Here is a 23,535-nt window from a genome sequence, read left to right as displayed (position 1 = left end):
GCCCGCCTCCGTCGTGGGCACGCGTTCCGCGAGGGCGGGACGTGTGCCCACGACGGCACGGCGGGTGCGGCCGCGGCGGGGTCAGGACGTCAGGGCCGCGAGGGCGTCCTCGACCGTGAGCTCCTCGCGCTCGCCGGTGCGGCGGTCCTTCAGCTCCACGACGCCCTCGGCCGCGCGGCGGCCGGCGACGAGGATCTTCGGGACGCCGATGAGCTCCGCGTCGGTGAACTTGACGCCCGGGGAGACGCCGGCGCGGTCGTCGACGAGGACCCGCAGGCCCGCCGCGGCGAGCTTGTCGGAGACCTCCAGGGCCAGCTCGGTCTGGAGCGCCTTGCCGGCGGCGACGACGTGGACGTCGGCGGGGGCGACCTCGGCCGGCCAGCACAGGCCCTTGTCGTCGGCGGTCTGCTCGGCGAGCGCGGCGACGGCGCGCGAGACGCCGATGCCGTAGGAGCCCATGGTGACGCGGACCGGCTTGCCGTTCTGGCCGAGGACGTCGAGCTTCAGCGCGTCCGCGTACTTGCGGCCGAGCTGGAAGATGTGGCCGATCTCGATCGCGCGGTCCAGCTTGAGGCCGGTGCCGCACTCGGGGCACGGGTCGCCCTCCTGGACGACGACGACGTCGACGTACTCCTCGACCTCGAAGTCACGGCCCGCGACGACGTTCTTCGCGTGCGTGCCCTCCTCGTTGGCGCCGGTGATCCAGGCGGTGCCGGGGGCGACGCGCGGGTCGGCGATGTAGCGGACCTTCTCCAGGCCCTGGGGGCCGACGTAGCCGCGGACCAGGTCGGGGCGGGCGGAGAAGTCGGTCTCGGTGACGAGCTCGACGGCGGCCGGGGCGAAGTGCGCCTCGACCTTGTCCATGTCGACCTCGCGGTCGCCGGGGACGCCGACGGCGACGATCTCGCCGTCGACCTTCACCAGGAGGTTCTTGAGGGTGGCGGAGGCCGGGACGCCGAGGTGGGCGGCGAGGGTCTCGATGGTGGGGGTGTCGGGCGTGGGGATGGTCTCCAGGGCCGCGACCGCGGAGCCGTCGACCTCCTTGACCGCCTGGTGCACGGCCTCGGTGTTGGCGGCGAAGTCGCAGTTCGGACAGTCGGCGAAGGTGTCCTCGCCGGCCTCGGCCGGGGCGAGGAACTCCTCGGACTTGGAGCCGCCCATGGCGCCGGCGGTGGCGGCGCAGATGCGGTAGTCGAGGCCGAGGCGCTCGAAGATGCGCTGGTACGCCTGGCGGTGCACGCCGTAGGACTCGGCGAGGCCCTCGTCCTCGGTGTCGAAGGAGTAGGAGTCCTTCATGAGGAACTCGCGGCCGCGCAGGATGCCGGCGCGGGGGCGGGCCTCGTCCCGGAACTTGGTCTGGATCTGGTACAGGATGACCGGCAGGTCCTTGTAGGACGAGCACTGGTCCTTCACCAGCAGGGTGAAGATCTCCTCGTGGGTGGGGCCGAGGAGGTAGTCGCCGCCCTTGCGGTCCTGGAGGCGGAAGAGCTCGGCGCCGTACTCGTCCCAGCGCCCGGTGGCCTCGTAGGGCTCGCGGGGCAGCAGGGCGGGGAGGGAGACCTCCTGGGCGCCGACGGCGTCCATCTCCTCGCGGACGATCCGCTCGACGTTGGAGAGGACCTTCTTGCCGAGGGGCAGCCAGCTCCAGATGCCGGCGGCGGTGCGGCGGACGTAGCCGGCGCGGACGAGGAGCTTGTGGGAGAGGACCTCGGCGTCCGCCGGGTCGTCGCGCAGCGTCTTCGCCATCAACTGGGACATGCGCTGGACCGGTGCGTTGGCCATGGTTCTCGTACTCCTGCCGGGACTGAAGATGATGGCCCCGAGGTTATCCGGGCGGCCCCGCCCGCGAGAAATCAGTTCCGGCGCGGGAGGGGCAGCGGGGCGCCCATGACGGCGTAGGGGCGGGCGGCGCTCGGGAAGTGGACCTGGCGGGCGAGGTCGGTGTAGCCGAGGGAGCGGTAGAGGCCGCGGGCCGGGGACTCGGTGTCGATGGCCGAGAGGATCGAGCGCTTCTCGTCGGCGGTGTCGGTGATCGTGGTGATCAGCCCGCGGCCGAGGCCGAGGCCCTGGTGGGCGGGGTGGACGTGGAGCTCGGTGATGACGAAGGAGGCGTCGAGCCAGTCGGCGGTGCCGGTGGCCCGCAGGTACGGCTCCACCACGGTGGACCACCAGTGGGTACGGTCGTTGGGCATCCCGTACACGAAGCCGACGAGCCGCCCGTCGGGGGTGGTGGCCCCGAAGGCGCGGGCGCCGGGGTTCATGAGGTGGCGCAGAACGATGTGGCGGCGTACGGCGACCTCCGCGGCGTCGAGGCCGAAGGCGACCGCCTGCACGGCGAGGGCCTCGTCCACACGGGCGGCGAGGTTGACGGGTCCGATCACGGCGGGGGCGTCGTCCATGCGGCGCACCCTACAAGCGCCCACCGGTTCAGAACAGAACGCTCATGAAGGCGCCGGTCTCACGGAAGCCGACGCGGCGGTACGCGGCGCGGGCGGGGGTGTTGTAGTCGTTGACGTACAGGCTGACGACGGGTGCGACGTCGGCGAGGGCGTACTGGAGGACGGCGGCCATGCCGGTCTCGGAGAGGCCCTTCCCCCGGTGCTCGGGGGCGACCCAGACGCCCTGGATCTGGCACGCCTGGCGGGTGGCGGCGCCGATCTCGGCCTTGAAGACGACCCTGCCGTCCTCGATGCGGGCGAAGGAGCGGCCGGCGGCGACGAGTTCGGCGACGCGGGCCTGGTAGAGCAGTCCGCCGTCGCCCGCCATCGGGGAGACGCCGACCTCCTCGGTGAACATGGCGACGCAGGCGGGCATGATCGCGTCCATCTCGTCCTTGCGGACGCGGCGGACGAGGGGGTCGGGGGCGACGGTGGCGGAGGGTTCCTCGGTGACCATGAGGGGCTGGTGGGCGCGGACGTCGCGGGCCGGGCCCCAGGCGGGTTCGAGGAGGCGCCAGAGCTCGCCGGTGGGGCCGGCGGGGCCGACGATCGAGGAGCAGCGGCGGCCGATCCGGCGGGCCCGGTCGGCGAAGGCGCGGACGGCCTCGGGGGTGGCGCAGATGGGGACCAGGTTCGCGCCGGAGTAGCAGAGCGAGGTGAGCCGGCCCTCGGTGTACCAGCCCCACATCTCGCCGCCCAGGCGCCAGGGGTCGAGTCCGGCGACGCGGACGCGGGCGGTCACGAAGGCGTTCTCGACCGGGGCGCTCTCCAGGACGGCGAGGGCGGCTCCGAGGTCGGCGGGTTCGAGGACCCGGGTGGTGGTCTGTGTCAACACGAGGGGGCCTCACCGTGCGGTTCTGCTGGTCCTGGCACTGTACCCCGCCCGTTTCGGGCCCGGCCCGGCTCCGGGGCGCTTCCGGCCGGGCTCACGGCGCCGCCCGCGCCCGTCCCGCCCGCTCCTCACGGGGCTCCGCGCGCTCGGGGCCGTCCCCCCGGCACGCCCCTCCGGCCCGTTCGCCGGGGCGGGCGCGCGGAACCCCTCCGGCCCGGGGCCGGAGGGGTTCCGTGGTGGTCGCGGCGGGTCAGCCGGCGATGGCGACGGTCGGCTCGCCGCTGGCGATGCCGTCCTTCTCCATCTGCTCGGCGATCTTGAGGGCCTCCTCGATGAGGGTCTCGACGATCTTCGACTCGGGGACGGTCTTGATGACCTCGCCCTTGACGAAGATCTGGCCCTTGCCGTTGCCGGAGGCGACGCCGAGGTCGGCCTCGCGGGCCTCGCCGGGGCCGTTGACGACGCAGCCCATGACGGCGACGCGGAGCGGGACGGTCATGCCGTCGAGGCCGGCGGTGACCTCCTCGGCGAGCTTGTAGACGTCGACCTGGGCGCGGCCGCAGGACGGGCAGGAGACGATCTCCAGGCGGCGCTGGCGGAGGTTGAGCGACTCCAGGATCTGGATGCCGACCTTGATCTCCTCGGCCGGCGGCGCGGAGAGGGAGACGCGGATGGTGTCGCCGATGCCCTGGGAGAGCAGGGCGCCGAAGGCGACGGCCGACTTGATGGTGCCCTGGAAGGCGGGGCCGGCCTCGGTGACGCCGAGGTGCAGCGGGTAGTCGCACTGGGCGGCGAGCTGGCGGTACGCCTCGACCATGACGACCGGGTCGTTGTGCTTGACCGAGATCTTGATGTCGCGGAAGCCGTGCTCCTCGAAGAGGGACGCCTCCCAGAGGGCGGACTCGACGAGCGCCTCGGGGGTCGCCTTGCCGTACTTCTTGAGCAGGCGGGCGTCGAGGGAGCCGGCGTTGACGCCGATGCGGATCGGGACGCGCGCGTCGCCGGCCGCCTTGGCGATCTCCTTGACCTTGTCGTCGAACTGCTTGATGTTGCCCGGGTTGACGCGGACGGCGGCGCAGCCGGCGTCGATCGCGGCGAAGACGTACTTGGGCTGGAAGTGGATGTCGGCGATCACGGGGATCTGCGACTTCCGGGCGATGGTGGCGAGCGCGTCGGCGTCGTCCTGGGTGGGACAGGCCACCCGGACGATCTGGCAGCCGGAGGCGGTCAGCTCGGCGATCTGCTGGAGGGTGGCGCCGATGTCGGAGGTGCGGGTCGTCGTCATCGACTGCACCGAGACGGGTGCGTCACCGCCGACGGCCACGCTGCCGACCTGGATCTGCCGGCTCTTGCGGCGTTCGGCGAGCCGGGTCGGGACGGTGGGCATACCGAGAGAAATCGCGGTCATCTGTAGTGCAACCTCTAAGGTCGTGCGTCGGCGGGCTCAGGCTTCCGAGGTTACCGCCCCGGGGGCGGGGGGCCGGACACGGCGGTGCACGGCCCCCCAGGGAGCTACGTCAGCTTCACCGGGTTGACGATGTCGGCGGCGAGGACGAGCAGCGTGAAACAGACGAAGACGCCGGCGACCACGTAGGCGGCGGGCATCAGCTTGGCCACGTCGAACGGGCCGGGGTCGGGGCGCCTGAAGATCCGGGCCGTGTGCCGGCGGACGGATTCCCACAGGGCGCCCGCGATGTGTCCGCCGTCGAGCGGCAGCAGCGGGAGCATGTTGAAGAGGAACAGCGAGACGTTGAAGTACACCAGCAGGTTCATGAACATGACCAGGATCCGCTCCGGCGGGAGGTCCAGGTTCATGAGTTCGCCGGTGATGCGGGCGGCGCCGACGACGCCGACGGGCGAGTCCTCGGCGCGCTCGCCGTCGCCGAAGGTGGCGTCCCACAGGCCGGGGATCTTGCCGGGGAGGGCGACGACCGACTGGAGGCCGTTCTCCATGAGCTCGCCCATGCGGTCGGTGGTCTCGACGAAGGTGAGCGGCGCGACCTCCGTCTTCGACGCGAAGCCGAGGTAGCCGGCCTCCTCGTAGTCGAGCGGCCGGGCGACCTGGCCGTTCTCGTCCTTCTTGAGGACCTGGTTGGCGACCAGCGTCGGGTGCAGGTCGAGGCGCTGCCCGTCCCGCTCGACGGTGACCGTGGCCGGGCCGATGGTCTTCCGGATGTGGTCGGAGAGGGTGTCCCAGTCGGAGACCGGGGCGCCGTTGAAGGCGACGATCGTGTCGCCGTCCTTCAGCCCCGCCTTGTGCGCCGGGGAGACCGGGTCGCCCGCGGCGCAGGTGTCCCGGCCCGCGCTCTGCTCGATGACGCACTTCTGGACGCCGGCGACCTTGGTGGTCTGGCCCTCGATGCCGAGGGTCATCAGGGAGCCGTAGAAGAGGCCGAGGGCGAGGACCAGGTTCATGAAGGGTCCGGCGAACATGACGATCACGCGCTTCCACGGCTTGCGCGTGTAGAAGAGCCGGCTCTCGTCGCCGGGCTGGAGCTCCTCGTACGACGCCTCGCGGGCGTCCTCGATCATGGAGCGCCAGGGCGAGGTGGAGCGGGCCTCGATCTTGCCGTCCTCGCCGGGCGGGAACATGCCGATCATGCGGATGTAGCCGCCGGCCGGGATGGCCTTGATGCCGTACTCGGTCTCGCCGCGCCTCCTCGACCAGATGGTGGGGCCGAAGCCGACCATGTACTGCGGCACGCGGATGCCGAAGAGCTTGGCCGTGGAGAGGTGGCCGAGTTCGTGCCAGGCGATGGAGACCAGGAGTCCCAGCGCGAACAGGACGACCCCGAGGATCGTCAGGAGCACTTCCGTCATGCGCGCGCCTCCGCGGTTGCCTTCGCTGCGAGCTCTCGGGCCCGGGCCCGGGCCCAGGTCTCCGCTTCCAGGACGTCCGGCACCGTCAGGGAGGTTCCCCGGGTGGGCCGACCGTGTTCGGTGACGACCGCCGTGACGGTGTCCATGATGCCGTTGAAGGGGAGCCGGCCGGCGAGGAACGCCTCCACGCACTCCTCGTTGGCGGCGTTGAAGACGGCGGGGGCGGTGCCGCCCAGCTCGCCGACGTGACGGGCGAGGTTCACCGACGGGAACGCCTCGTCGTCCAGCGGGAAGAACTCCCAGGTGGAGGCGGTGGACCAGTCGAAGGCGGGGGCCGCGTCGGGGACGCGCTCGGGCCAGCCGATGCCGATGGCGATGGGGCCGCGCATGTCCGGCGGGGTGGCCTGGGCGAGCGTCGAGCCGTCGGTGAACTCGACCATCGAGTGGACGTACGACTGCGGGTGGACGACGACCTCGATGCGGTCGAAGGAGATGTCGTAGAGGAGGTGCGCCTCGATGACCTCCAGGCCCTTGTTGACCAGGGTCGCGCTGTTGACCGTGATGACCGGGCCCATCGCCCAGGTCGGGTGGGCGAGCGCGTCCTCGCGGGTCACGTGCTCCAGCTCGGCGCGGGTGCGGCCGCGGAAGGGGCCGCCGGAGGCGGTGACGACCAGCTTGCGGACGTCGGCGCGGGTGCCGGCGGCGAGCGCCTGGAAGAGGGCCGCGTGCTCGGAGTCGACGGGGATGATCTGGCCGGGCTTCGCGAGCGCCTTCACCAGCGGGCCGCCGACGATCAGCGACTCCTTGTTGGCGAGGGCGAGGGTCCGGCCCGCCTCCAGGGCGGCGAGGGTCGGCGCGAGGCCGATGGAGCCGGTGATGCCGTTGAGGACGGTGTGGCACGGGGAGGCGGCGAGCTCGGTGGCGGCGTCGGGCCCGGCCAGGATCTCGGGGAGCGGCTCGGAGCCGTACAGCGCCTTGAGGGCCGTGCGCAGCTCCTCGACGGTCTCCTCGCGGGCGACGGCGACCTGGGCGACCCGGAGCCGGTGCGCCTGCTCGGCGAGGAGCGCGACCCGGCCGCCGGAGGCGGCCAGGGCGGTGACCCGGAAGCGGTCGGGGTTGCGCAGCACCAGGTCGATGGCCTGGGTGCCGATGGATCCCGTCGAGCCGAGGACGACGATGTCCCGGCGTCCTTCGGAGGTGTCGAAGGCGATGTGCGGGTCGGCGAGAGGAGAGGGGCGGTCGCTCATGCCCCCCATTCTTGCCCCAAACGCTGTGCGCTCTTCACGGGGTCCGGGCGAACGCGCCGAATCCGCCGAACACGCGGTGGAAGTCCGGGAAGGTCTTCTTCACGCAGCCGGGGTCGTCGAAGGTGATGCCGGGCGTCCGCAGGGCGGTGACCGCGAAGGACATGACGATCCGGTGGTCGCCGTGGGTGGCGATCTCGGCGGGTCCGGCGGGGGTGCCGGGGTGGATCTCGATCCAGTCGGGTCCGGTCTCCACGGTGATGCCGAGGCGGCGGAGGTTCTCGGCGCAGGCGTCGAGCCGGTCGCACTCCTTGACCCGGGTGTTGGCGACGTCCTCGATGCGGACCGGGCCGTCGGCGAAGGGGGCGAGCGCGGCGAGGGTCGGCATGGTGTCGGAGATGTCCCGCATGTTCACGGTGAGTCCGCGCAGGGTGCCGGTGGAGCGGACGGTGGTCGCGCCGGCCGTCACCTCGACCTCGGCGCCCATGCGGCGGAGCACGTCGACGAAGGCGAGATCGCCCTGGAGGGCGCCGGTGCCGAGGCCGGGGACGGTGACCGCGCGGCCGGGTTCGAGGGCGGCGGCGGCGAAGAAGTAGCTCGCGGTGGAGGCGTCCGGCTCGATCGGGAGGCGCGCCGCCCGGTAGCCGGTGGGGGCGACCCGGTAGGTGCGGCCCTCGCGGGTGACCTCGGCGCCGAAGGACCGCATCATCGCGAGGGTGATCTCGACGTACGGCTCCGAGACGAGGTCGGTGACCGTGATGTCGAGGCCCTCGGCGGTGAGCGGGCCGAGCATCAGCAGCGCCGTCAGGTACTGGGAGGACTGCCCGGCGTCGAGGGTGAGCGCGCCGCCCTTGACGCCGGCCGCGTGGACGGCGAGCGGGTGGTGGCCGTCCTTCTCGCCGTGGCGCAGGTCGACGCCCAGCTCGCGCAGGGCGGTGGAGAGCGGGCCGAGGGGCCGGCGGCGCATCTGGGCGGAGGCGTCGAAGCGGAAGGTGCCGTGGCCGGCGGCGGCGAGGGTGGGCAGGAAGCGGGCGGTGGTGGCGCCGTCGCGGCAGTAGACGTCGGCGTCGGCGGTTCCCGGTCCGGCGGGGCGGCCCTCGATGTGCCAGGCGCCGGGCTCCTGCCGGACGGCGTACCCGAGGGCCCTGAGCCCTTCGGCGAAGCCCTCGGTGTCGTCGGAGACGAGCGGGCGCAGGAGGGTGGTGGTGCCCTCCGCGGCCGCGGCGAGGAAGAGCGCGCGGGCGGTGACGGACTTGGAGCCGGGGATGTCGATGACGGTCACGCCGGTCATCCTGCCGGGGACGGCCGCGCCGTCGCCGCACGGTCCGCCTGCTGGACGCGGACGCGAAGAGGCGGCCCGGGCCCCCGCACAGTGGGCCCGGACCGCCTGGTCTCGTGGAGCGCGTGCCCTACAGGGCGAGGCCGGTGAGGACCATCACGCGCTCGTAGGTGTAGTCGTCCATGGCGTACGCGACGCCCTCGCGGCCGACGCCGGAGCGCTTGGCACCGCCGTACGGCATCTGGTCGGCGCGGTAGGACGGGACGTCGCCGACGATCACGCCGCCGACCTCCAGGGCGCGGTGGGCGCGGAAGGCGGTCTGCAGGTCGTGGGTGAAGACGCCGGCCTGGAGGCCGAAGTCGGAGTCGTTGACCGCGGCGAACGCCTCGGTCTCGCCGTCGACCTTGGCGATCGTGAGGACCGGGCCGAAGACCTCGGAGCGGGCCAGGGTGACGCCGGCCGGGAGGTCGGTGAGGACGGTCGGGGCGTAGGTGGCGCCCTCGCGCTTGCCGCCGGAGAGGAGCTTCGCGCCGGCCTCGACGGCCTCGTCGACCCAGGACTCGACGCGCTGGGCGGCGGCCTCGTCGACGAGCGGGCCGACGTCGGTGGCGTCGTCCGCCGGGTCGCCGGTGACCTGGGCCTCGACGGCCGCGACGATCTTCGGCACCAGGCGGTCGTAGACCGAGGCGTCGGCGATCACGCGCTGCACGGAGATGCAGGACTGGCCGCCCTGGTAGTTGGAGAAGGTCGCGATGCGGGTCGCGGCCCAGTCCAGGTCGGCCTCGGAGGACCAGTCCGGGAGGACGACCGCGGCGGCGTTGCCGCCGAGCTCCAGGGTGCAGTGCTTGTGGGGCACGGACTGCTGGATGGCGTAGCCGACCTTGTCCGAGCCGGTGAAGGAGATGACCGGGAGGCGCTCGTCCTGGACGAGGGCCGGCATCCGGTCGTTCGGCACGGTGAGGATCGACCAGGAGCCGGCCGGCAGGTCGGTCTCGGCCAGGATCTCGCCCATGATGAGGGAGGAGATCGGGGTGGCCGGGGCCGGCTTGAGGATGATCGGGGCGCCGACGGCGATGGCCGGGGCGATCTTGTGGGCGCTGAGGTTCAGCGGGAAGTTGAAGGGCGCGATGCCGAGGACGACGCCCTTGGGGACGCGGCGGGTGAGGGCGAGGCGGCCCGCGCCGCCGGCCTCGGTGTCCAGGCGCTGGGCCTCGCCGGCGTTCCAGCGGCGGGCCTCCTCGGCGGCGAAACGGAAGACGGAGACGGCACGGCCGACTTCGCCGCGGGCCCACTTGATGGGCTTGCCGTTCTCGGCGGAGATGACCTGGGCGATCTCCTCGGTGCGCTCGGCGAGCCGCTTCGACACGTGGTCGAGGGCGGCGGCACGGACGTACGCCGGGGTGGCGGCGAACTCGTCGACGACCGCGTGGGCGGCCGCGACGGCCTCCTCGACCTGGGCCTCGGTGGGCACGGCGACCTTGCCGACCAGACGTCCGTCGTACGAGTTCGTGACGTCGAAGGTGGTGTCGCCGGTGGCCTCGCGGCCGGCGACCCAGAAGGCGTGGGTGGTCGTCATTGCGCGTCCCGGCCCTTTCCGTTTCGGGGTGTGAGCGGTTGCTCTCCAGACACGTTAGGGCCGGACCCGGCGCGTGACGCTTGTCCGTGATGGAGTGGTGGGGCCTCCGGTCTGTCCGCTTCGGCCGAAGAGGGGGTGCGGTCCGGTGCCGGTCAGCGCTCCTCGTAGGCGGTGAACGGGCGGAAGCCGGGTCCCCGGGCGGGGATCAGCCGCCCCTCGTGCCCGAAGAGGTCCGTGATCTCTCCGAAGGACGCGCCGACCGAGTCGGGGAAGGTGCGCAGGTCGCGTTCGTCGCCGGTGTCGGCGTCGAGGACGAGCAGCCCGTCCTCCCCCTTCCCCGCGTACAGGTCGACCAGGGCGGTGACGCGCCCGTCGGCGACCCGCAGGGCGAGGACGTCCTCCAGCCGTTCGAGCTTCGCGCGCCACAGGCGCTGCCCGCTGCGCAGGTCGAAGGCGCTGATCGTGTCGTGGAACATCGCCTCGACGGCGTAGAGGCGCCCGTACGCGACCTGGGCGTGGGCCGGGGCGGCGGTGGAGAGGTAGTCGGTGTCGCCGCCGGAGGCGATGCGGCCCTGGGCGCGCCCGTCGGCGGAGAAGGAGAGGACCGTCGGGTAGCCGCTCAGGTCGAGGCTGTCGACGCTGACCACGGCCGGATCGGCGGAGAGGAACACCGACGCGTTGGCGACCGGCTCGACCACCCGGTCCCGGGAGAGCTCGGTGGTCCAGCGGTGGCGGCCGTCGGCCGGGTCGAAGGCGGCGAGCCGGATGTCCTTCCGCTCGCAGACGACGAGGGCGAGGACCTGGCTCCGGGCGGCGGCGACGCCGTGGGGCACGCAGCCCTTCGGCATGGCGGCCGTCCAGCGCGGCTTGCCGGTGCGCAGGTCGAGGGCGCGCAGGGCGCGGTCCGGGCGGACGTGGCCGGGCTCCTCGCCGGCCCACTCGTACCTCCAGTGCGCGAAGGCGTCGCGGACGACGGCGAGCCCGCCGCCGACGGCGACGACGTCCTTCTCGTCACGGATCTCGCCGCTGTCCGGGGTCCGGGCGGCGCGCCACAGCTCGCGGCCGTCCCTCAGGTCGAGGGCGACGACGGTCGCGCAGCCCGGGCCGTCCGCGACCGGCGCGTCGCCCGGGGTGCCGGGCCTGCCCTGGGCGACCAGGGCGATGCCGTCCTCGGCGGCGCGGCTGACGGAGCAGATCGCGGCGTTCCCGGACGGCGTGTAGCTCCAGCGCTCGGCGCCGGAGCGGGCGTCGAAGCCGGTGACGCCGCGGGAGCGGCTGCGGACGAGGGTGTCGCCGACGGCCCAGGCGCCGGCGCCGGACTCGGAGGGGTCGGAGGGGGTGGTCTCGGGCCGGGTGTTCCAGACCTCGCGCATCGAGTCGCCGGGGAGGTAGCCCTCGCCGGCGAGCACGCCGGCCGTGATGCCCCCGGCGCCGGCGAGGAGGGCGAGGAGGAGGCCGCCGACGACGGTGTACCGGACGAGCCGCGAGCCGGGCTTCGGCGTGCCGCCGGCGCTGCCGCCGCTGCCGCCGCCCCTGGACGCGTTCCCCGCCGGTCTCCCGGCCTTCGTCCCCGCCGGTCTCCCGGCCTTCGTCCCCGCCGGTCTGCCGGCCTTCGTCCCCGTCGCCATCCGGACCCCACCCCTGTCGCCGTGCTCACGACCGATCGATACGAGGGATCAGGGTAGGGCCACGGCGGACTCCCTCCGTCACCCCCTCCGCTCGGTGGAGACGATCAGGCAGACGGCCGCCACGACGATCGCGCCGCCGAGGAGGATGGGCCAGGTCAGGGCCTCGTCGAGGATCAGCGCGCCGAGCAGGACGGCGACGACCGGGTTGACGTACGCGTAGGTCGCGGCGAGCGAGACCGGGGCGGACTGGAGGAGCCAGGCGTACGCGGTGAAGGCGATCAGCGAACCGAAGACGACCAGGTAGGCGAGGGCGGCCCAGGAGCTGCCGGAGACCGCGCCCGGGTCGAAGCCGTGGTGCTCGCCGCGGATCAGGCCGACGACGATGCCGCCGAGACCGCCGGCCAGCATCTCGTACACGCTCGCGGTGAACGGGTTGGCGGGCATGGGGAGGCGGGCGGAGGAGACCGTGCCGAGCGACCAGAGCAGGGCGGCCACGACGACGGTCAGCACCCCGGCGATGCCGACCTCGCCGCTCAGTCCGGGGAGGGTGAGGACGGCCAGTCCGGCGATCCCGATCAGCACGCCGCCGTACGCGCCGAGCCCCGGGCGCTCGCCGGCGGCGGTGCGCAGCAGCACGACCCACACGGGGACGGCGGCGACGAGGAGGGCGGCGAGACCGGAGGGGATGTCGGTCTCGGCGAGATTGACGAGGCCGTTGCCGCCGAGGATCAGGAGCAGGCCGACGAGCGCGGCCGAACCGAGCCGGCGCCGGTCCACCTTGAGCGCGGCGGGACCGTGGCGCCAGGCCACAAGCGCGGCGAGGAGCAGTCCGGCGACGATGAACCGGGAGCCTGAGGCGAGGAAGGGCGGGACGGTCTCGACGACGATCCGGATCCCGAGGTAGGTGGAGCCCCAGACGACGTACACGATGGCGAGGGCGGCCCAGACGGCGCCGGTGATGCGGCGGCCGGCCGGGGCGGGCTTCCCCTGGAGGGCGCCGCGGCCGGGCACGGTACCGGCGGCGGGCGCGGTGCCGGTCGCGGAGGCGGTACCGGTCGCGGTCGCGCGGGTGGTCGCGGAGGCGGTGCCGGGGGAAGGGGCGGGAGCGGAGACGGGGGAAGAGGCGGGATCGACGGCGGGGCTTGTCATGAGCAGGAGATTAGGCATTCCACTCGCGTCCGGCCAGGAATTCTGCCCGCCTCCGGGCAGGGGCGGCCCGATCCTGCCCGCCTCCGGGCAGGGGCGGCCCGATCCTGCCCGGGCGCGGGCAGGGGCGCTACTTCTCCCCCTCGCCCGTCGTCTTGAGGGCCAGCCACAGCTCCATGCGGACGTCCGGGTCGTCGAGCGAGCGCCCGAGGATCTCCTCCACCCGCCGCATCCGGTACCGCAGGGTGTGGCGGTGGACGCCGAGGTCGGCCGCGGCGGCGTCCCACTGGCCGTGCCGGGAGAGCCAGGCGCGCAGCGAGGCGACCAGGTCGCCGCGGCCGGTCGCGTCGTGCTCGCGCAGCGCCCGGAGCATGCCGTCGGCGAAGGCCCGTACGGCGTCGTCGGCGAGGAGCGGCAGGACCGAACCGGCCGCCAGGTCCTCGTGCTCGACGAGGGCGCGGCCGCGCCGGCGGGCCACCGAGAGGGCCTGCTCGGCCTGCTTGTACGCGACGGCCGCGGTCACCGGGCCGGCGGAGGCGGAGAGCCCGACGACGACCCCGGCGTCCTCGGCCTCCCGCTCGGCGTACCCGGCACAGGCGGCGACGACCGCGCCGCCGTCGCCGGCGAGGACGACGAGCCGGTCGTCGCCCTCCGGGACGGTGAGCACCGCCTCGCCGGCGCGGGCGGCGGCGGCCTCCAGGGCCTCGGCGAGCACCGGCAGCGGGGGTTCCGCGGACGCCTGCTCGCCGCCGGCGGCCTCGGCGACCAGGAGGCGGAAGGGGGCGTCGAGGAGGCCGCCGTACACGTCGCCGGCGACGGTACGGGCGTGCTCGGGCTGCCCGGCCAGCATCATGCGCAGCACGGCGGCGCCCAGCCGGTGCTCGGCGGCCTGGAGGGAGCGGGAGCGTTCGGTGGTGAGGGTGAGCAGGGCGATCGCCGAGTGGACGGCGTACCGCTCGGCGGTGCCGAGGGGCGCGCCGGTGCCGACGGCGAGGGCGCCGCGGACCCGGCGGCCGGTCCCGAGGGACTGCAGCTCCACCCGGTCGTCGGTACCGCCGACGACGGCGCTGGCGGGGGCCGGGCGCTCGCGCAGCCGCTCGACGTCCGGGGTGAGGCGGGCGGCGCGGCGGGCGGCCCACTCCGGCGAGACGGCGACGACGGTGCCGGCGGCGTCGTAGAGCGCGGCCCAGCCGTCGACGTGCGCGGCGAGCCGGGCGACGACGGCGTCCGGCCCCTCCGCGAGCGCGGCCCGGGTGAGCTCGCGCTGCGCCTCGAAACCGGCGGTCACGGCGCGGTACTGATCGGCGGCGATGGCGGCGGACACGGCCTTGCTGATGGCGAGGAACGGGGTGCGGCGCGGCACCTCGAGCAGCGGCAGGTGCTCGGCGCGGGCGGCTTCGAGGAGGGCGTCCGGGATGGCGTCGTAGTTCACCCCGACGGCGAACCCGAGCCCCACCACCCCCGCCCCGAGCAGCCGCCGTACGTACCGCCGCATCGCCTCGGCGTCCTCGGCGTCGAGCGTCAGGGCGGTGGTGAGCAGCAGCTCCCCGCCCTCCATGTACGGCACGGGGTCGGCCAGCTCACTGACGTGCGCCCACCGGACGGGCGTGTCGAGGCGGTCCTCCCCGGCCCGGACCACGAGCCGGAGGGAGGAGTGCTGGACGAGCGAGGCGAGGGTGGGCGGCATCGGAAACCGGCGGACCTTTGAGCGGGACCGGACACGGACGGACCGCACCCGACGACGGGACACCGCCGGGGAGGGCGGCGCACCCGATTGTGCCAGGGCCGCCGGAGGGCCGCTCTCAGCTGCGCAGGTCGACCAGGAGAGGCGGCGTGTGCTCGCCCCTCACATGGGTGAGGGAGAGGACCGCGTGGCCGGGCGGCACACCGTGCGCGAGGTCGGAGGCGGACCACCGCTCCCGCTCGACCTCGCGGACGGTCACCGCGTCGGTGGTGACGGCCCGGCCGGTGACCAGCTTGCGCACGGCGTGCGCCACCCGGGTGAGGGGCTCGTCGGAGCGGACGGTCCGACTGGTGACGTCCCTGGTCTCCACCCATTCGGTGCCCCAGGTCTCCGCGAACCGCTTGCCGTCCCAGGTGGTGACCCCGGCGAGGGCGAACCGGCAGCCGACCGCTCCGAACAGCGCGGTGCGCAGGTGCTCGGGGACGTCCTCGACGGTACGGAGCCCGAGGACGACGCCGGCGTGGGCGGAGCGCAGCCGCTGGAGGCCCCGCACGGTCTCCGCCGTCAGCGTGTGCGCGGCGTCGTCGAGCACGAGGCAGGCGAAGCGGGAGCGGTCGGTCCGGCCGACGGTCCGGCCGAGGAACTGGGCGAGGACGAGCCGGGTGAGGAGCCGTGACGCCTCGGCGTGGCCTGCTTCGGGCAGGTCGATCCGGACGCGCACGGGGTGTTCCAGGGCGCGCATGGTGAACGGCGCGGTCGCCCCGGAGGTGTCGAAGAAGGCGGCGAAGGCGGGGCGGTCGAGGAGGGCGATCCGGTCGGCGAGGTGGCGGGCCGGGTCGCCGTCGGCGCCCTGCTGCCGGGAGCGGGCGTCGAGTTCCCGGACGAGGGACGCGTGTCCCGCCCGTTCGAGGGACGCGCGCAGGGTCTGGAGGAGCGCGGGGCCGCCGTCGAGGAGTTCGCGGAGCTCGGGGACCGAGGGGAAGCGGTCGTGGACGGCGTGGAAGGGGCCGAGCAGCTGGGCGAGCGTGGTGGTGGCGCGACGGGTGTCGGTGGTGTCGGTGGCCAGGACGTCGGCGAGCAGCGCGGCGGCGCGGTCCGGGTCGGAGGTGCCGCCGTAGAGGTCGAGGTCGTGCGGGGAGGCGGGGTCGCCGACGCGGATGACGACGTCGAAGGACTCGTCCGGGCCGAGCGGCGCGGCGTCGGAGCCGACCACGACGACGGCCGCCTGTCCTGCGAGCGCCTGCAGGGAGAGGGACTCGACGACGGGCCGCACGAGGCGGGCGGTCTTGCCGCTGCCCGAGGGGCCGACGACGAGCATGCCGGTGCCGAGCACGTCGGGATCGAGGGCGAGGCCGGTGGTGCGGCGCGCGTACGGGTTGCGGGCGGTGTCCGTGACGATGCCGAGGCGCACCTGCCGGAGGGCGAGGTCGTGCGTGGCCGTCCGGCCGGGCAGGGAGCGGGCTCCGGAGGGGTGAAGGAAGGCCGCGGCGCCCCGCGTGTGGATCTCACGGACGAAGGCGGCCTGCCGGTCGGGGGCCTGGCCGGTGTGCTCCCAGGCGGTCCTGATCCGGGCGTAGTCGACGTCGTTCATGGCGCCGGAGGCGGCGTCGGCGGCGAGCCGGTCCGCCGCCTCGGTGAGCCCGGCGGCCCTCAGCTCGGGCCAGACGGCGAGGTCGGGGCCGCCGGCGGCGGGCGGCGGGGCCGCGGCGGCACCCGCCGGCGAGGTGGCGCGGCGCAGGGCGAGCCAGACGAAGGGGAGGGCGGTGGCGACGGTGAGCAGCAGGGTGGCCGTGTCCTCCATCTCCTGGTTGGCGAAGACGGCGTCGGGCGTGGTCAGCTCGTACGGCAGCATCGAGAGGACGAGCGGGCGCAGCGGCAGCCAGTCGCCGCGGACGAGGGCGACGGTGAGAAGGCCGGCGAGCGCGGCGAGGGCGATCTGGGCCCGGGGGCCGTACTCCCGGACGAGCCGGTTCCAGGCGTAAGGCCAGCGGCCGAAGCGGCCGATCCCGCCGAAGACGCCGGCGAAGAGGACGAAGCGGTAGACGGCCAGGGCGACGGGGCCTCCGGTACCGGGCACGGGAGCGCCGCCGAGGGGGCGCCACCAGTCGCCGGGCGTGAACAGCCGGATCGGCACGCTCCAGTAGGGGATGTAGCCGTTGCGGAGCAGGGACCAGAGGAGGACGGCGACGAGGAAGGAGATCGTCGCACCGGCGAGCACGGTCCGCAGCGGGGTCTCGTCGGGTGCGTGCTCGGGGCGGGGTACGTGGCCGTACCGCCAGACGCCGGGCGCGGCCTCGGGGCGGGATGCCCGCAGCCAGTCGACGAGGGTGGCGCCGCTCCGGGCGGCGGGGGGCGCGGTGGCCGGCCGCGGTGGTGCGGCGGGCGGTGCGCCCGCCGGCATCGGCGGGACGCCGGAGGGCGCTCCGGCCGGACGGGGGATCTCGGCGTGCGGGCGCCCGTCGTGCGTGCTCCGCGAGCCGTGTGTGCCCTCGAACTCCATGTCCCCTGCCCCCTGGCCCTTCGACTCCGCGGCGCTGTCGTCCGGGCCCAATCTAGAGCCTCGGCCGCGGATCATGCCCCGGATCAGGGCGATGGCACGGAGTGGCCCCGGACAACGGCGCGTATGGCCGATAAGGACAAGGACACGCCGGGACCACTCCCATCCGTAGCATGCGCCGGGCGGGCGGCCGCGCCTAGCCTGCGGAGGAAACCCGCAAGAGCGTCCAGAACACCCCAGGAGCCCCGCATGAACGCTGTCCCGCAGGAGCGGCGCGTCGTCACCGCCATTCCCGGTCCGAAGTCGCAGGAGCTTCAGGCTCGCCGGCTGGACACCGTCGCCGGGGGCGTGGGCTCCACGCTGCCCGTGTTCACCAAGCGTGCGGGTGGCGGCATCATCGAGGACGTCGACGGCAACCTGCTGATCGACTTCGGTTCCGGCATCGCCGTGACCTCCGTGGGCGCCTCCGCCGAGGCCGTCGTGCGCCGCGCGTCCGCGCAGCTCCAGGACTTCACCCACACCTGTTTCATGGTGACGCCGTACGAGGGTTACGTGGAGGTCTGCGAGGCGCTGGCCGAGCTGACCCCGGGCGACCACGCCAAGAAGTCCGCGCTCTTCAACTCGGGCGCCGAGGCGGTCGAGAACGCGGTGAAGATCGCCCGTTCGTACACCAAGCGCCAGGCCGTCGTCGTCTTCGACCACGGCTACCACGGCCGGACGAACCTCACCATGGGCATGACGGCGAAGAACATGCCGTACAAGCAGGGCTTCGGTCCGTTCGCGCCCGAGGTCTACCGCGTGCCGGTCGCCTACGGCTACCGCTGGCCCACGGGTGCCGAGAACGCCGGCCCCGAGGCCGCCGCCCAGGCGATCGACAACATCACCAAGCAGATCGGTGCCGAGAACGTCGCCGCGATCGTCATCGAGCCGGTCCTCGGCGAGGGCGGCTTCATCGAGCCGGCCAAGGGCTTCCTGCCGGCGATCGTGAAGTTCGCCAACGACAACGGCATCGTCTTCGTCGCGGACGAGATCCAGGCCGGCTTCTGCCGCACCGGCCAGTGGTTCGCCTGCGAGGACGAGGGCATCGTCCCGGACCTCATCACCACCGCCAAGGGCATCGCGGGCGGTCTGCCGCTCGCCGCCGTCACCGGCCGCGCCGAGATCATGGACTCCGTCCACGGCGGCGGTCTGGGCGGCACCTACGGCGGCAACCCGGTGGCCTGCGCCGGTGCGCTCGGCGCCATCGAGACGATGAAGGAGCTGGACCTCAACGGGAAGGCCAAGCGCATCGAGGAGGTCATGAAGGGCCGCCTCACCACGATGCAGGAGAAGTTCCCGGTCATCGGCGACATCCGCGGCCGCGGCGCCATGATCGCCATCGAGCTCGTGAAGGACCAGGTGACGAAGGAGCCGGCCGCCGAGGCCGCCGCCGCGCTCGCCAAGTTCTGCCACAACGAGGGCGTGCTCGTCCTCACCTGCGGCACCTACGGCAACGTGCTGCGTTTCCTCCCGCCGCTGGTCATCGGCGAGGACCTGCTCAACGAGGGCCTGGACGTCATCGAGGCGGCGCTGGCCGCCCTCTGACGGACGCTTCGGCGCAAAGAGTGAAGACTCTGTGGGGGGCCGATGGCGGGACGCGTTTCCCGCTGTCGGTCCCCCTTCGCGTGCCGTACGGTCTTCCCCAGATGAGAGAAACACCCAGGGCGGAGCCTCCCCAGCCCCGCCCGCACCGTGCCGATGCGCACACCACCGGAGCCTCGCGCTCCGGGACTCCTCACCGATCGGATGGCCGCCCGCCCCACACCCCCCGGGGCGCGCGGCAGCCCGATCCCCTCGGCCGCCCCGGAACCACCCCCCCTGTTCCAGGGCGGCCGGCTCTCTTCTCGGCGCTCGTCGCCCTCGCCGTCGTGACCTGGCAGGTGCTCGTCCACGGCCCCTTGACCAGGCTCGACGAGCGGGTGTCCCGCGCCCTCGTGGACACGGTCCCCCGGTGGATCGGCGAACTCGCCTCCGACCTCGGCAATCTGACGGTGGCACTGCCCGTGCTCGCCGCCGCGATGGCGTACGCGGTGTGGCGGGGCCGCCGCGCCGACGCCCTCTTCGCGGGCCTCGCGATGGCCGCCGTGCCGCTGCTCGTCGTCCCCCTGAAGGAGTGGACGGCCCGCCCCGGCCCGCTGGAGCCCTGGGCCCACGGCTACTACCCCTCCGGCCATACGGCGACGGCGATGGTGGCCTATTTCGGTGCCGCCTACCTGGTGTCGCGACGGCTCGTCCCCGTCGCCGCCGTGCTGACGGCGGTGACGGGGACGGGCCTGGTCCTGCGGGGCTTCCACTGGCCGCTGGACGTGGCGGCCAGTCTCTGCCTCGGTTTCCTGATCCTGGGGGTCAGCTCCAGTTGTAGGCGTCGAAGTTCCGGCTGAACTCCCACTGGTTGAAGCGGTCCCAGTTGATCGACCAGGTCATCAGGCCGCGCAGGGACGACCAGGTGCCGTGGGTCTGGTAGGTGCCGCAGTTCTGCTTCTTGGTGAGGCAGTCGAGGGCCTTGTTCACCTCGGCCGGGCTGGTGTGGCCGTTGCCGGCCTGGGTGGAGGCGGGGAGGCCGATGGCGACCTGGTCGGGGCGCAGTCCGGGGAAGAAGCGCTCGGCGTTGCCGGCGACCGGGAAGCCGGTGAGCAGCATGTCGGTCATGGCGATGTGGAAGTCGGCGCCGCCCATGGAGTGGTACTGGTTGTCGAGGCCCATGATGGGGCCCGAGTTGTAGTCCTGGACGTGCAGCAGGGTGAGGTCGTCGCGCAGGGCGTGGATGACCGGGAGGTAGGCGCCGGCGCGCGGGTCCTGGCCGCCCCAGGGGCCGGAGCCGTAGAACTGGTAGCCGAGCTGGACGAAGAAGGTCTCCGGGGCCATGGTGAGGACGAACGTGGCGCCGTACTTGGCCTTGAGGGTCTTGATCGCCTGGATCAGGTTGACGATGACCGGGCTGGTCGGGTTCCGGAAGTCGGTGTCGCCGTTCTGGAGCGAGAGCGAGTGGCCCTCGAAGTCGATGTCGAGGCCGTCGAGGCCGTACTCGTCGATGATCTTCGAGACGGAGGTGACGAAGGCGTCGCGGGCGGCGGTGGTGGCGAGCTGGACCTGGCCGTTCTGGCCGCCGATGGAGATGAGGACCTTCTTGCCGGCGGCCTGCTTGGCCTTGATGGCGGTCTTGAAGTCGGCCTCGGACTCGACGTTCGGGCACTCGGCGACCGGGCAGAGCTTGAAGCGGATGTCGCCGGAGGTCACCGAGGTGGGTTCGCCGAAGGCGAGGTTGATGACGTCCCAGGAGTCGGGGACGTCGGCCATGCGGGTGTAGCCGGACCCGTTGGCGAAGCTGGAGTGGAGGTAGCCGACGAGGGCGCGGGCGGGCAGTCCGCCGCCGCCCCCGCCGCCTCCGGAGGTCGTGGTGGCGGTGACGGCCGTGGACTTCGCGGACTCGCCCGCGCTGTTGGCGGCGGAGACCTGGAAGGAGTACGGGGTGTTCGCGGTGAGTCCGGTGGCGGTGTACGAGGTGCCGGTGACCGTGGCGACGAGGCTGCCGCCGCGGTAGACCTTGTACGAGGTGGCTCCGGCGACCGCGGGCCAGGTGAGCGGCACCGAGGTGGAGGTCGGGCTGCCCGCGGCGAGGCCCGTGGGGGTGGCGGGGATCGCGACCGGGTCGCCGCCGGGGCCGTAGAGGGAAAGGTCGTCGGCCTGGTAGGCGGGGGTGCCGTACCAGCCGTGGGTGTAGACCGTGACCGCGGTGGTGGCGGCGCCGGTGGTGAAGGTGGTGCTCAGCTTCTGCCAGTCCGGGGCGGACTGGGTCCAGGCGTATCCGTCGGTGGTGCCGGTGCCGGTGACGCCGAGGTAGACGTAGCTGCCGCGGACCCAGCCGCTGAGCGTGTACGTCGAGCCGGGCTTCACGGTGATGGTCTGGGAGCACTTGGCGTTGTCGCTGCCGGCCGGGGTGGCCTGGAGCGCCTTCGTCCCGCTGCGCACGGGCGACGCGACGGCGGCGCCGCTGCCCGCCGTGCAGTTCCAGCCGTCCAGGCCGGCCTCGAAGCCGCCGTTGCGGGCGAGTTCGGAGTCGGCGGCCTGGGCGGCCGGTGAGAGCGCGGCGAGGCCGCCCATGGCGAGGGCGCCCGCCAGGAGCAGGGTGAGAGGTCTGGTGCGGTCCACGACTGCCTCCGGGGGTGGGGGATCGGAGTGGAGCGCGCCACAGCATGGTCCAGACCAATCGAGTGGTCAAGACCTCTGTACGGGAAGGGACTTGGAGCGGGATCCCGCCGGGACCCCGCAGAGACGGGGCGCGGCACGGGACGCGGGCACGGGGGCGGCCTCAGGAGGCGGCCCCTCCGTGCGGCTGCTCGCGGGCGAGCGCGCCCGCCGCCTCGTGCATGGCGAGTTCGAGCAGCGAGGCGTCGGTGAGGGTGCCCTGCCCGTCCGGCACCACCAGCCAGCGCACTCCCCCGGTCGCCCGCCCCGGGTGGGGGACGACGATCCAGGTGCCGGGTCCGGCGCCGCGGACCCCGGTGCCGAGCCAGCGGGCGGCCGTACCAGGCGGGACGAAGAAGCCGATCCGGGCGTCGCCGAAGTCGGCGAGGACGGGTCCGGGCCGGTCGACCAGGCGCGTGAGGACGTCGAGGGTGGGGTGGCCGAGCCCGCCCGGCAGGATCAGCACGTCCCAGCGGCGGCCGGCGGGCAGCAGGGCGATCCCGTGCGGGTTGCGCTCCCACTCCCAGCGGCAGGCGTCGGGATCCGGTGCGACCGCGGCCAGCCATTCCACCGCGGCCTTGACGCCGGAGGCCCCCGTAGCTGTCATCGTGCGTACTCCTCTCCGTGGGGACGCGCGGAGGTGCGCGTCCACACGGAGAGAGCGCGATCGTTCCCCGCTCTTACGCGGGTTTTCCTACCCATCGGTTGTGATCTGAATCACATCCGATGGGGCGGGTTCAGCTGTCGAAGCCGAGGCCCAGCTTGTCCATCGCCTTCAGCCACAGGTTCCGCCGCCCGCCGTTGGCGTCGGCGCGGGCCAGCGACCACTTGGTGATGCCGATGCCGGCCCAGGCGATCGGCTCCGGCGGGAAGGGCAGCGGCTTGGAGCGGACCATGTCCAGCTCGGTGCGCTCGGTGCGCTCCCCGGCGAGGAGGTCGAGCATCACGTCGGCGCCGAAGCGGGTGGCGCCGACGCCGAGGCCGGTGTAGCCCTGCGCGTACGCCACCCGGCCCTGGTGCGTGGTGCCGAAGAAGGCGGAGAAGCGCGAGCAGGTGTCGATCGCGCCGCCCCAGGCGTGGCTGAAGCGGAGCCCCTCCAGCTGCGGGAAGCAGGTGAAGAAGTGCTCGGCGAGCTTGAGGTACGTCTCCGGACGGTGGTCCATCTCCGCCTGCACCTTGCCGCCGAAGCGGTAGATGGCGTCGTAGCCGCCCCACAGGATGCGATGGTCGGCCGTGATGCGGAAGTAGTGGAACTGGTTGGCGGAGTCGCCGAGGCCCTGCCGGTTCCTCCAGCCGATCGAGGCGAGCTGCTCGTCGGTGAGCGGCTCGGTGACCAGCGCGTAGTCGTAGACCGGGACGGTGTACGGGCGCAGCCGCTTGACCAGCGACGGGAAGACGTTGGTGCCGAGGGCGACCCGCCGGGCGGCGACCCGGCCGTACGGGGTGCGGACGGCCATGCCGGCGCCGGCCGTCACCAGGTCGAGGCCCGGGGTGTTCTCGAAGATCCGTACGCCGAGGTCGAGACAGGCGCGCTTGAGGCCCCAGGCGAGCTTCGCCGGGTGGAGCATGGCGACGCCGTCGCGGTCCCACAGGCCGCCGCGGAAGGTCGGCGAGTTCACCTCGGCCCGGACGGCGTCCTGGTCGAGGAGGGTGAGGCCGTCGGCGAGGCCGAGCCGCTCGGCCTCCTCGTACCACTCATGGAGCTCCTCCACCTGGTACGCCTCGGTGGCGACGTCGATCTCGCCGGTGCGCTCGAACTCGCAGTCCAGCGCGTAGCGGGTGACGGCCTCCTCGATGGCGTCGAGGTTGGCCGCGCCGAGCCGTTCCAGCTTCGGCAGCTCCCCCGGCCAGCGGGAGAGGCCGTTGCCGAAGCCGTGGGTGAGGGAGGCGGCGCAGAAGCCGCCGTTGCGGCCCGAGGCGGCCCAGCCCACCTCGCGGCCTTCGATGAGCACGACGTCCTGGGAGGGGTCGCGCTCCTTGGCGAGGAGCGCGGTCCACAGTCCGCTGTAGCCGCCGCCGACGACGAGGAGATCGCACTTCTCGGTGCCGGTGAGGGCGGGCAGGGCGCCGGGCTTGCCGGGGTCTTCCAGCCAGAAGGGGACGGGCTGGGCGTCGGAGAGAGATTGTGCAGCGAGACGCATGGCGACTGGGGCCATGGTTTCCAACT

Annotated in this window: 17 protein-coding genes; 2 read left to right on the top strand and 15 right to left on the bottom strand. The window is 73.5% G+C overall.

What is annotated here, in order from left to right; translation table 11 throughout:
* Window positions 1-81 precede the first annotated feature (81 nt).
* From ACFVU3_RS02395 to ACFVU3_RS02340, 12 genes are all read right to left on the bottom strand, one after another.
* Window positions 82-1,782 (bottom strand): proline--tRNA ligase, encoded by a 1,701-nt coding sequence (locus tag ACFVU3_RS02395; RefSeq protein ID WP_390062930.1) that lies wholly within the window; start codon window positions 1,780-1,782, stop codon window positions 82-84.
* 71 nt (window positions 1,783-1,853) lie between these two features.
* Window positions 1,854-2,399, bottom strand: a complete 546-nt coding sequence (locus ACFVU3_RS02390; protein WP_390062928.1) for a GNAT family N-acetyltransferase — start codon at window positions 2,397-2,399, stop codon at window positions 1,854-1,856.
* Between the two features lie 28 nt (window positions 2,400-2,427).
* Window positions 2,428-3,273 (bottom strand): GNAT family N-acetyltransferase, encoded by an 846-nt coding sequence (locus tag ACFVU3_RS02385; protein WP_390062926.1) that lies wholly within the window; start codon window positions 3,271-3,273, stop codon window positions 2,428-2,430.
* A gap of 247 nt (window positions 3,274-3,520) precedes the next feature.
* Window positions 3,521-4,678 (bottom strand): flavodoxin-dependent (E)-4-hydroxy-3-methylbut-2-enyl-diphosphate synthase, encoded by a 1,158-nt coding sequence (gene ispG, locus ACFVU3_RS02380; protein ID WP_390062924.1) that lies wholly within the window; start codon window positions 4,676-4,678, stop codon window positions 3,521-3,523.
* Window positions 4,679-4,782: 104 nt separating this feature from the next.
* A complete protein-coding gene (locus ACFVU3_RS02375; protein ID WP_390062923.1) occupies window positions 4,783-6,090 on the bottom strand; it encodes a M50 family metallopeptidase in 1,308 nt (435 codons plus the stop codon).
* Window positions 6,087-7,337 carry a 1-deoxy-D-xylulose-5-phosphate reductoisomerase gene (gene dxr / locus ACFVU3_RS02370; RefSeq protein ID WP_390062921.1) on the bottom strand — a complete coding sequence of 417 codons (1,251 nt, stop codon included), beginning with the start codon at window positions 7,335-7,337 and terminating at the stop codon, window positions 6,087-6,089. Before dxr ends, ACFVU3_RS02375 begins: the two co-directional genes overlap by 4 nt.
* Before the next feature lie 34 nt (window positions 7,338-7,371).
* A complete protein-coding gene (aroA, locus tag ACFVU3_RS02365) occupies window positions 7,372-8,616 on the bottom strand; it encodes a 3-phosphoshikimate 1-carboxyvinyltransferase (RefSeq protein WP_390062919.1) in 1,245 nt (414 codons plus the stop codon).
* A 127-nt stretch (window positions 8,617-8,743) separates the two neighbouring features.
* Window positions 8,744-10,189, bottom strand: coding sequence for an aldehyde dehydrogenase family protein (locus ACFVU3_RS02360; RefSeq protein ID WP_390062917.1), 1,446 nt, complete (start codon window positions 10,187-10,189; stop codon window positions 8,744-8,746).
* A 152-nt stretch (window positions 10,190-10,341) separates the two neighbouring features.
* The gene (locus tag ACFVU3_RS02355) at window positions 10,342-11,817 is read right to left on the bottom strand and encodes a PQQ-binding-like beta-propeller repeat protein (protein WP_390062916.1); all 1,476 of its coding nucleotides are present in this window, start codon (window positions 11,815-11,817) and stop codon (window positions 10,342-10,344) included.
* A 78-nt stretch (window positions 11,818-11,895) separates the two neighbouring features.
* Window positions 11,896-12,966: an EamA family transporter gene (locus ACFVU3_RS02350; protein WP_390062914.1), complete on the bottom strand. Its 1,071-nt coding sequence runs from the start codon at window positions 12,964-12,966 to the stop codon at window positions 11,896-11,898.
* 127 nt (window positions 12,967-13,093) lie between these two features.
* Window positions 13,094-14,650 carry a PucR family transcriptional regulator gene (locus tag ACFVU3_RS02345; RefSeq protein ID WP_390062913.1) on the bottom strand — a complete coding sequence of 519 codons (1,557 nt, stop codon included), beginning with the start codon at window positions 14,648-14,650 and terminating at the stop codon, window positions 13,094-13,096.
* A gap of 115 nt (window positions 14,651-14,765) precedes the next feature.
* Complete coding sequence (locus ACFVU3_RS02340; protein ID WP_390062911.1) at window positions 14,766-17,147, bottom strand: ATP/GTP-binding protein; 2,382 nt, start codon at window positions 17,145-17,147, stop codon at window positions 14,766-14,768.
* A gap of 246 nt (window positions 17,148-17,393) precedes the next feature.
* Here ACFVU3_RS02340 and gabT point away from each other — a divergent pair, with 246 nt between their 5' ends.
* Together gabT and ACFVU3_RS02330 are read left to right on the top strand one after the other, a co-directional pair.
* Window positions 17,394-18,728, top strand: a complete 1,335-nt coding sequence (gabT, locus tag ACFVU3_RS02335) for a 4-aminobutyrate--2-oxoglutarate transaminase (RefSeq protein WP_390062909.1) — start codon at window positions 17,394-17,396, stop codon at window positions 18,726-18,728.
* Window positions 18,729-18,829: 101 nt separating this feature from the next.
* On the top strand, window positions 18,830-19,564 hold the full coding sequence (locus ACFVU3_RS02330) for a phosphatase PAP2 family protein (RefSeq protein ID WP_390062907.1): 735 nt from the start codon (window positions 18,830-18,832) through the stop codon (window positions 19,562-19,564).
* On the opposite strand, the gene ACFVU3_RS02325 is transcribed toward ACFVU3_RS02330, so the two are convergent.
* The 3 genes from ACFVU3_RS02325 to ACFVU3_RS02315 form a co-directional block, all read right to left on the bottom strand.
* Window positions 19,530-21,284 carry a chitinase gene (locus ACFVU3_RS02325; RefSeq protein WP_390063018.1) on the bottom strand — a complete coding sequence of 585 codons (1,755 nt, stop codon included), beginning with the start codon at window positions 21,282-21,284 and terminating at the stop codon, window positions 19,530-19,532. The two genes, ACFVU3_RS02330 and ACFVU3_RS02325, sit on opposite strands and share 35 nt — an antisense overlap.
* 208 nt (window positions 21,285-21,492) lie before the next feature.
* Window positions 21,493-21,975 (bottom strand): hypothetical protein, encoded by a 483-nt coding sequence (locus ACFVU3_RS02320; RefSeq protein WP_390062906.1) that lies wholly within the window; start codon window positions 21,973-21,975, stop codon window positions 21,493-21,495.
* A 130-nt stretch (window positions 21,976-22,105) separates the two neighbouring features.
* Window positions 22,106-23,524, bottom strand: a complete 1,419-nt coding sequence (locus ACFVU3_RS02315; protein WP_390062905.1) for an NAD(P)/FAD-dependent oxidoreductase — start codon at window positions 23,522-23,524, stop codon at window positions 22,106-22,108.
* Window positions 23,525-23,535 lie beyond the last annotated feature (11 nt).

The organism is Streptomyces sp. NPDC058052, from assembly GCF_042885515.1.
In the GTDB taxonomy this organism is placed as follows: Bacteria; Actinomycetota; Actinomycetes; order Streptomycetales; family Streptomycetaceae; genus Streptomyces.
The sequence above is the reverse complement of the archived record's forward strand: the minus strand, read 5'-3'. Positions and strand labels throughout refer to the sequence as shown.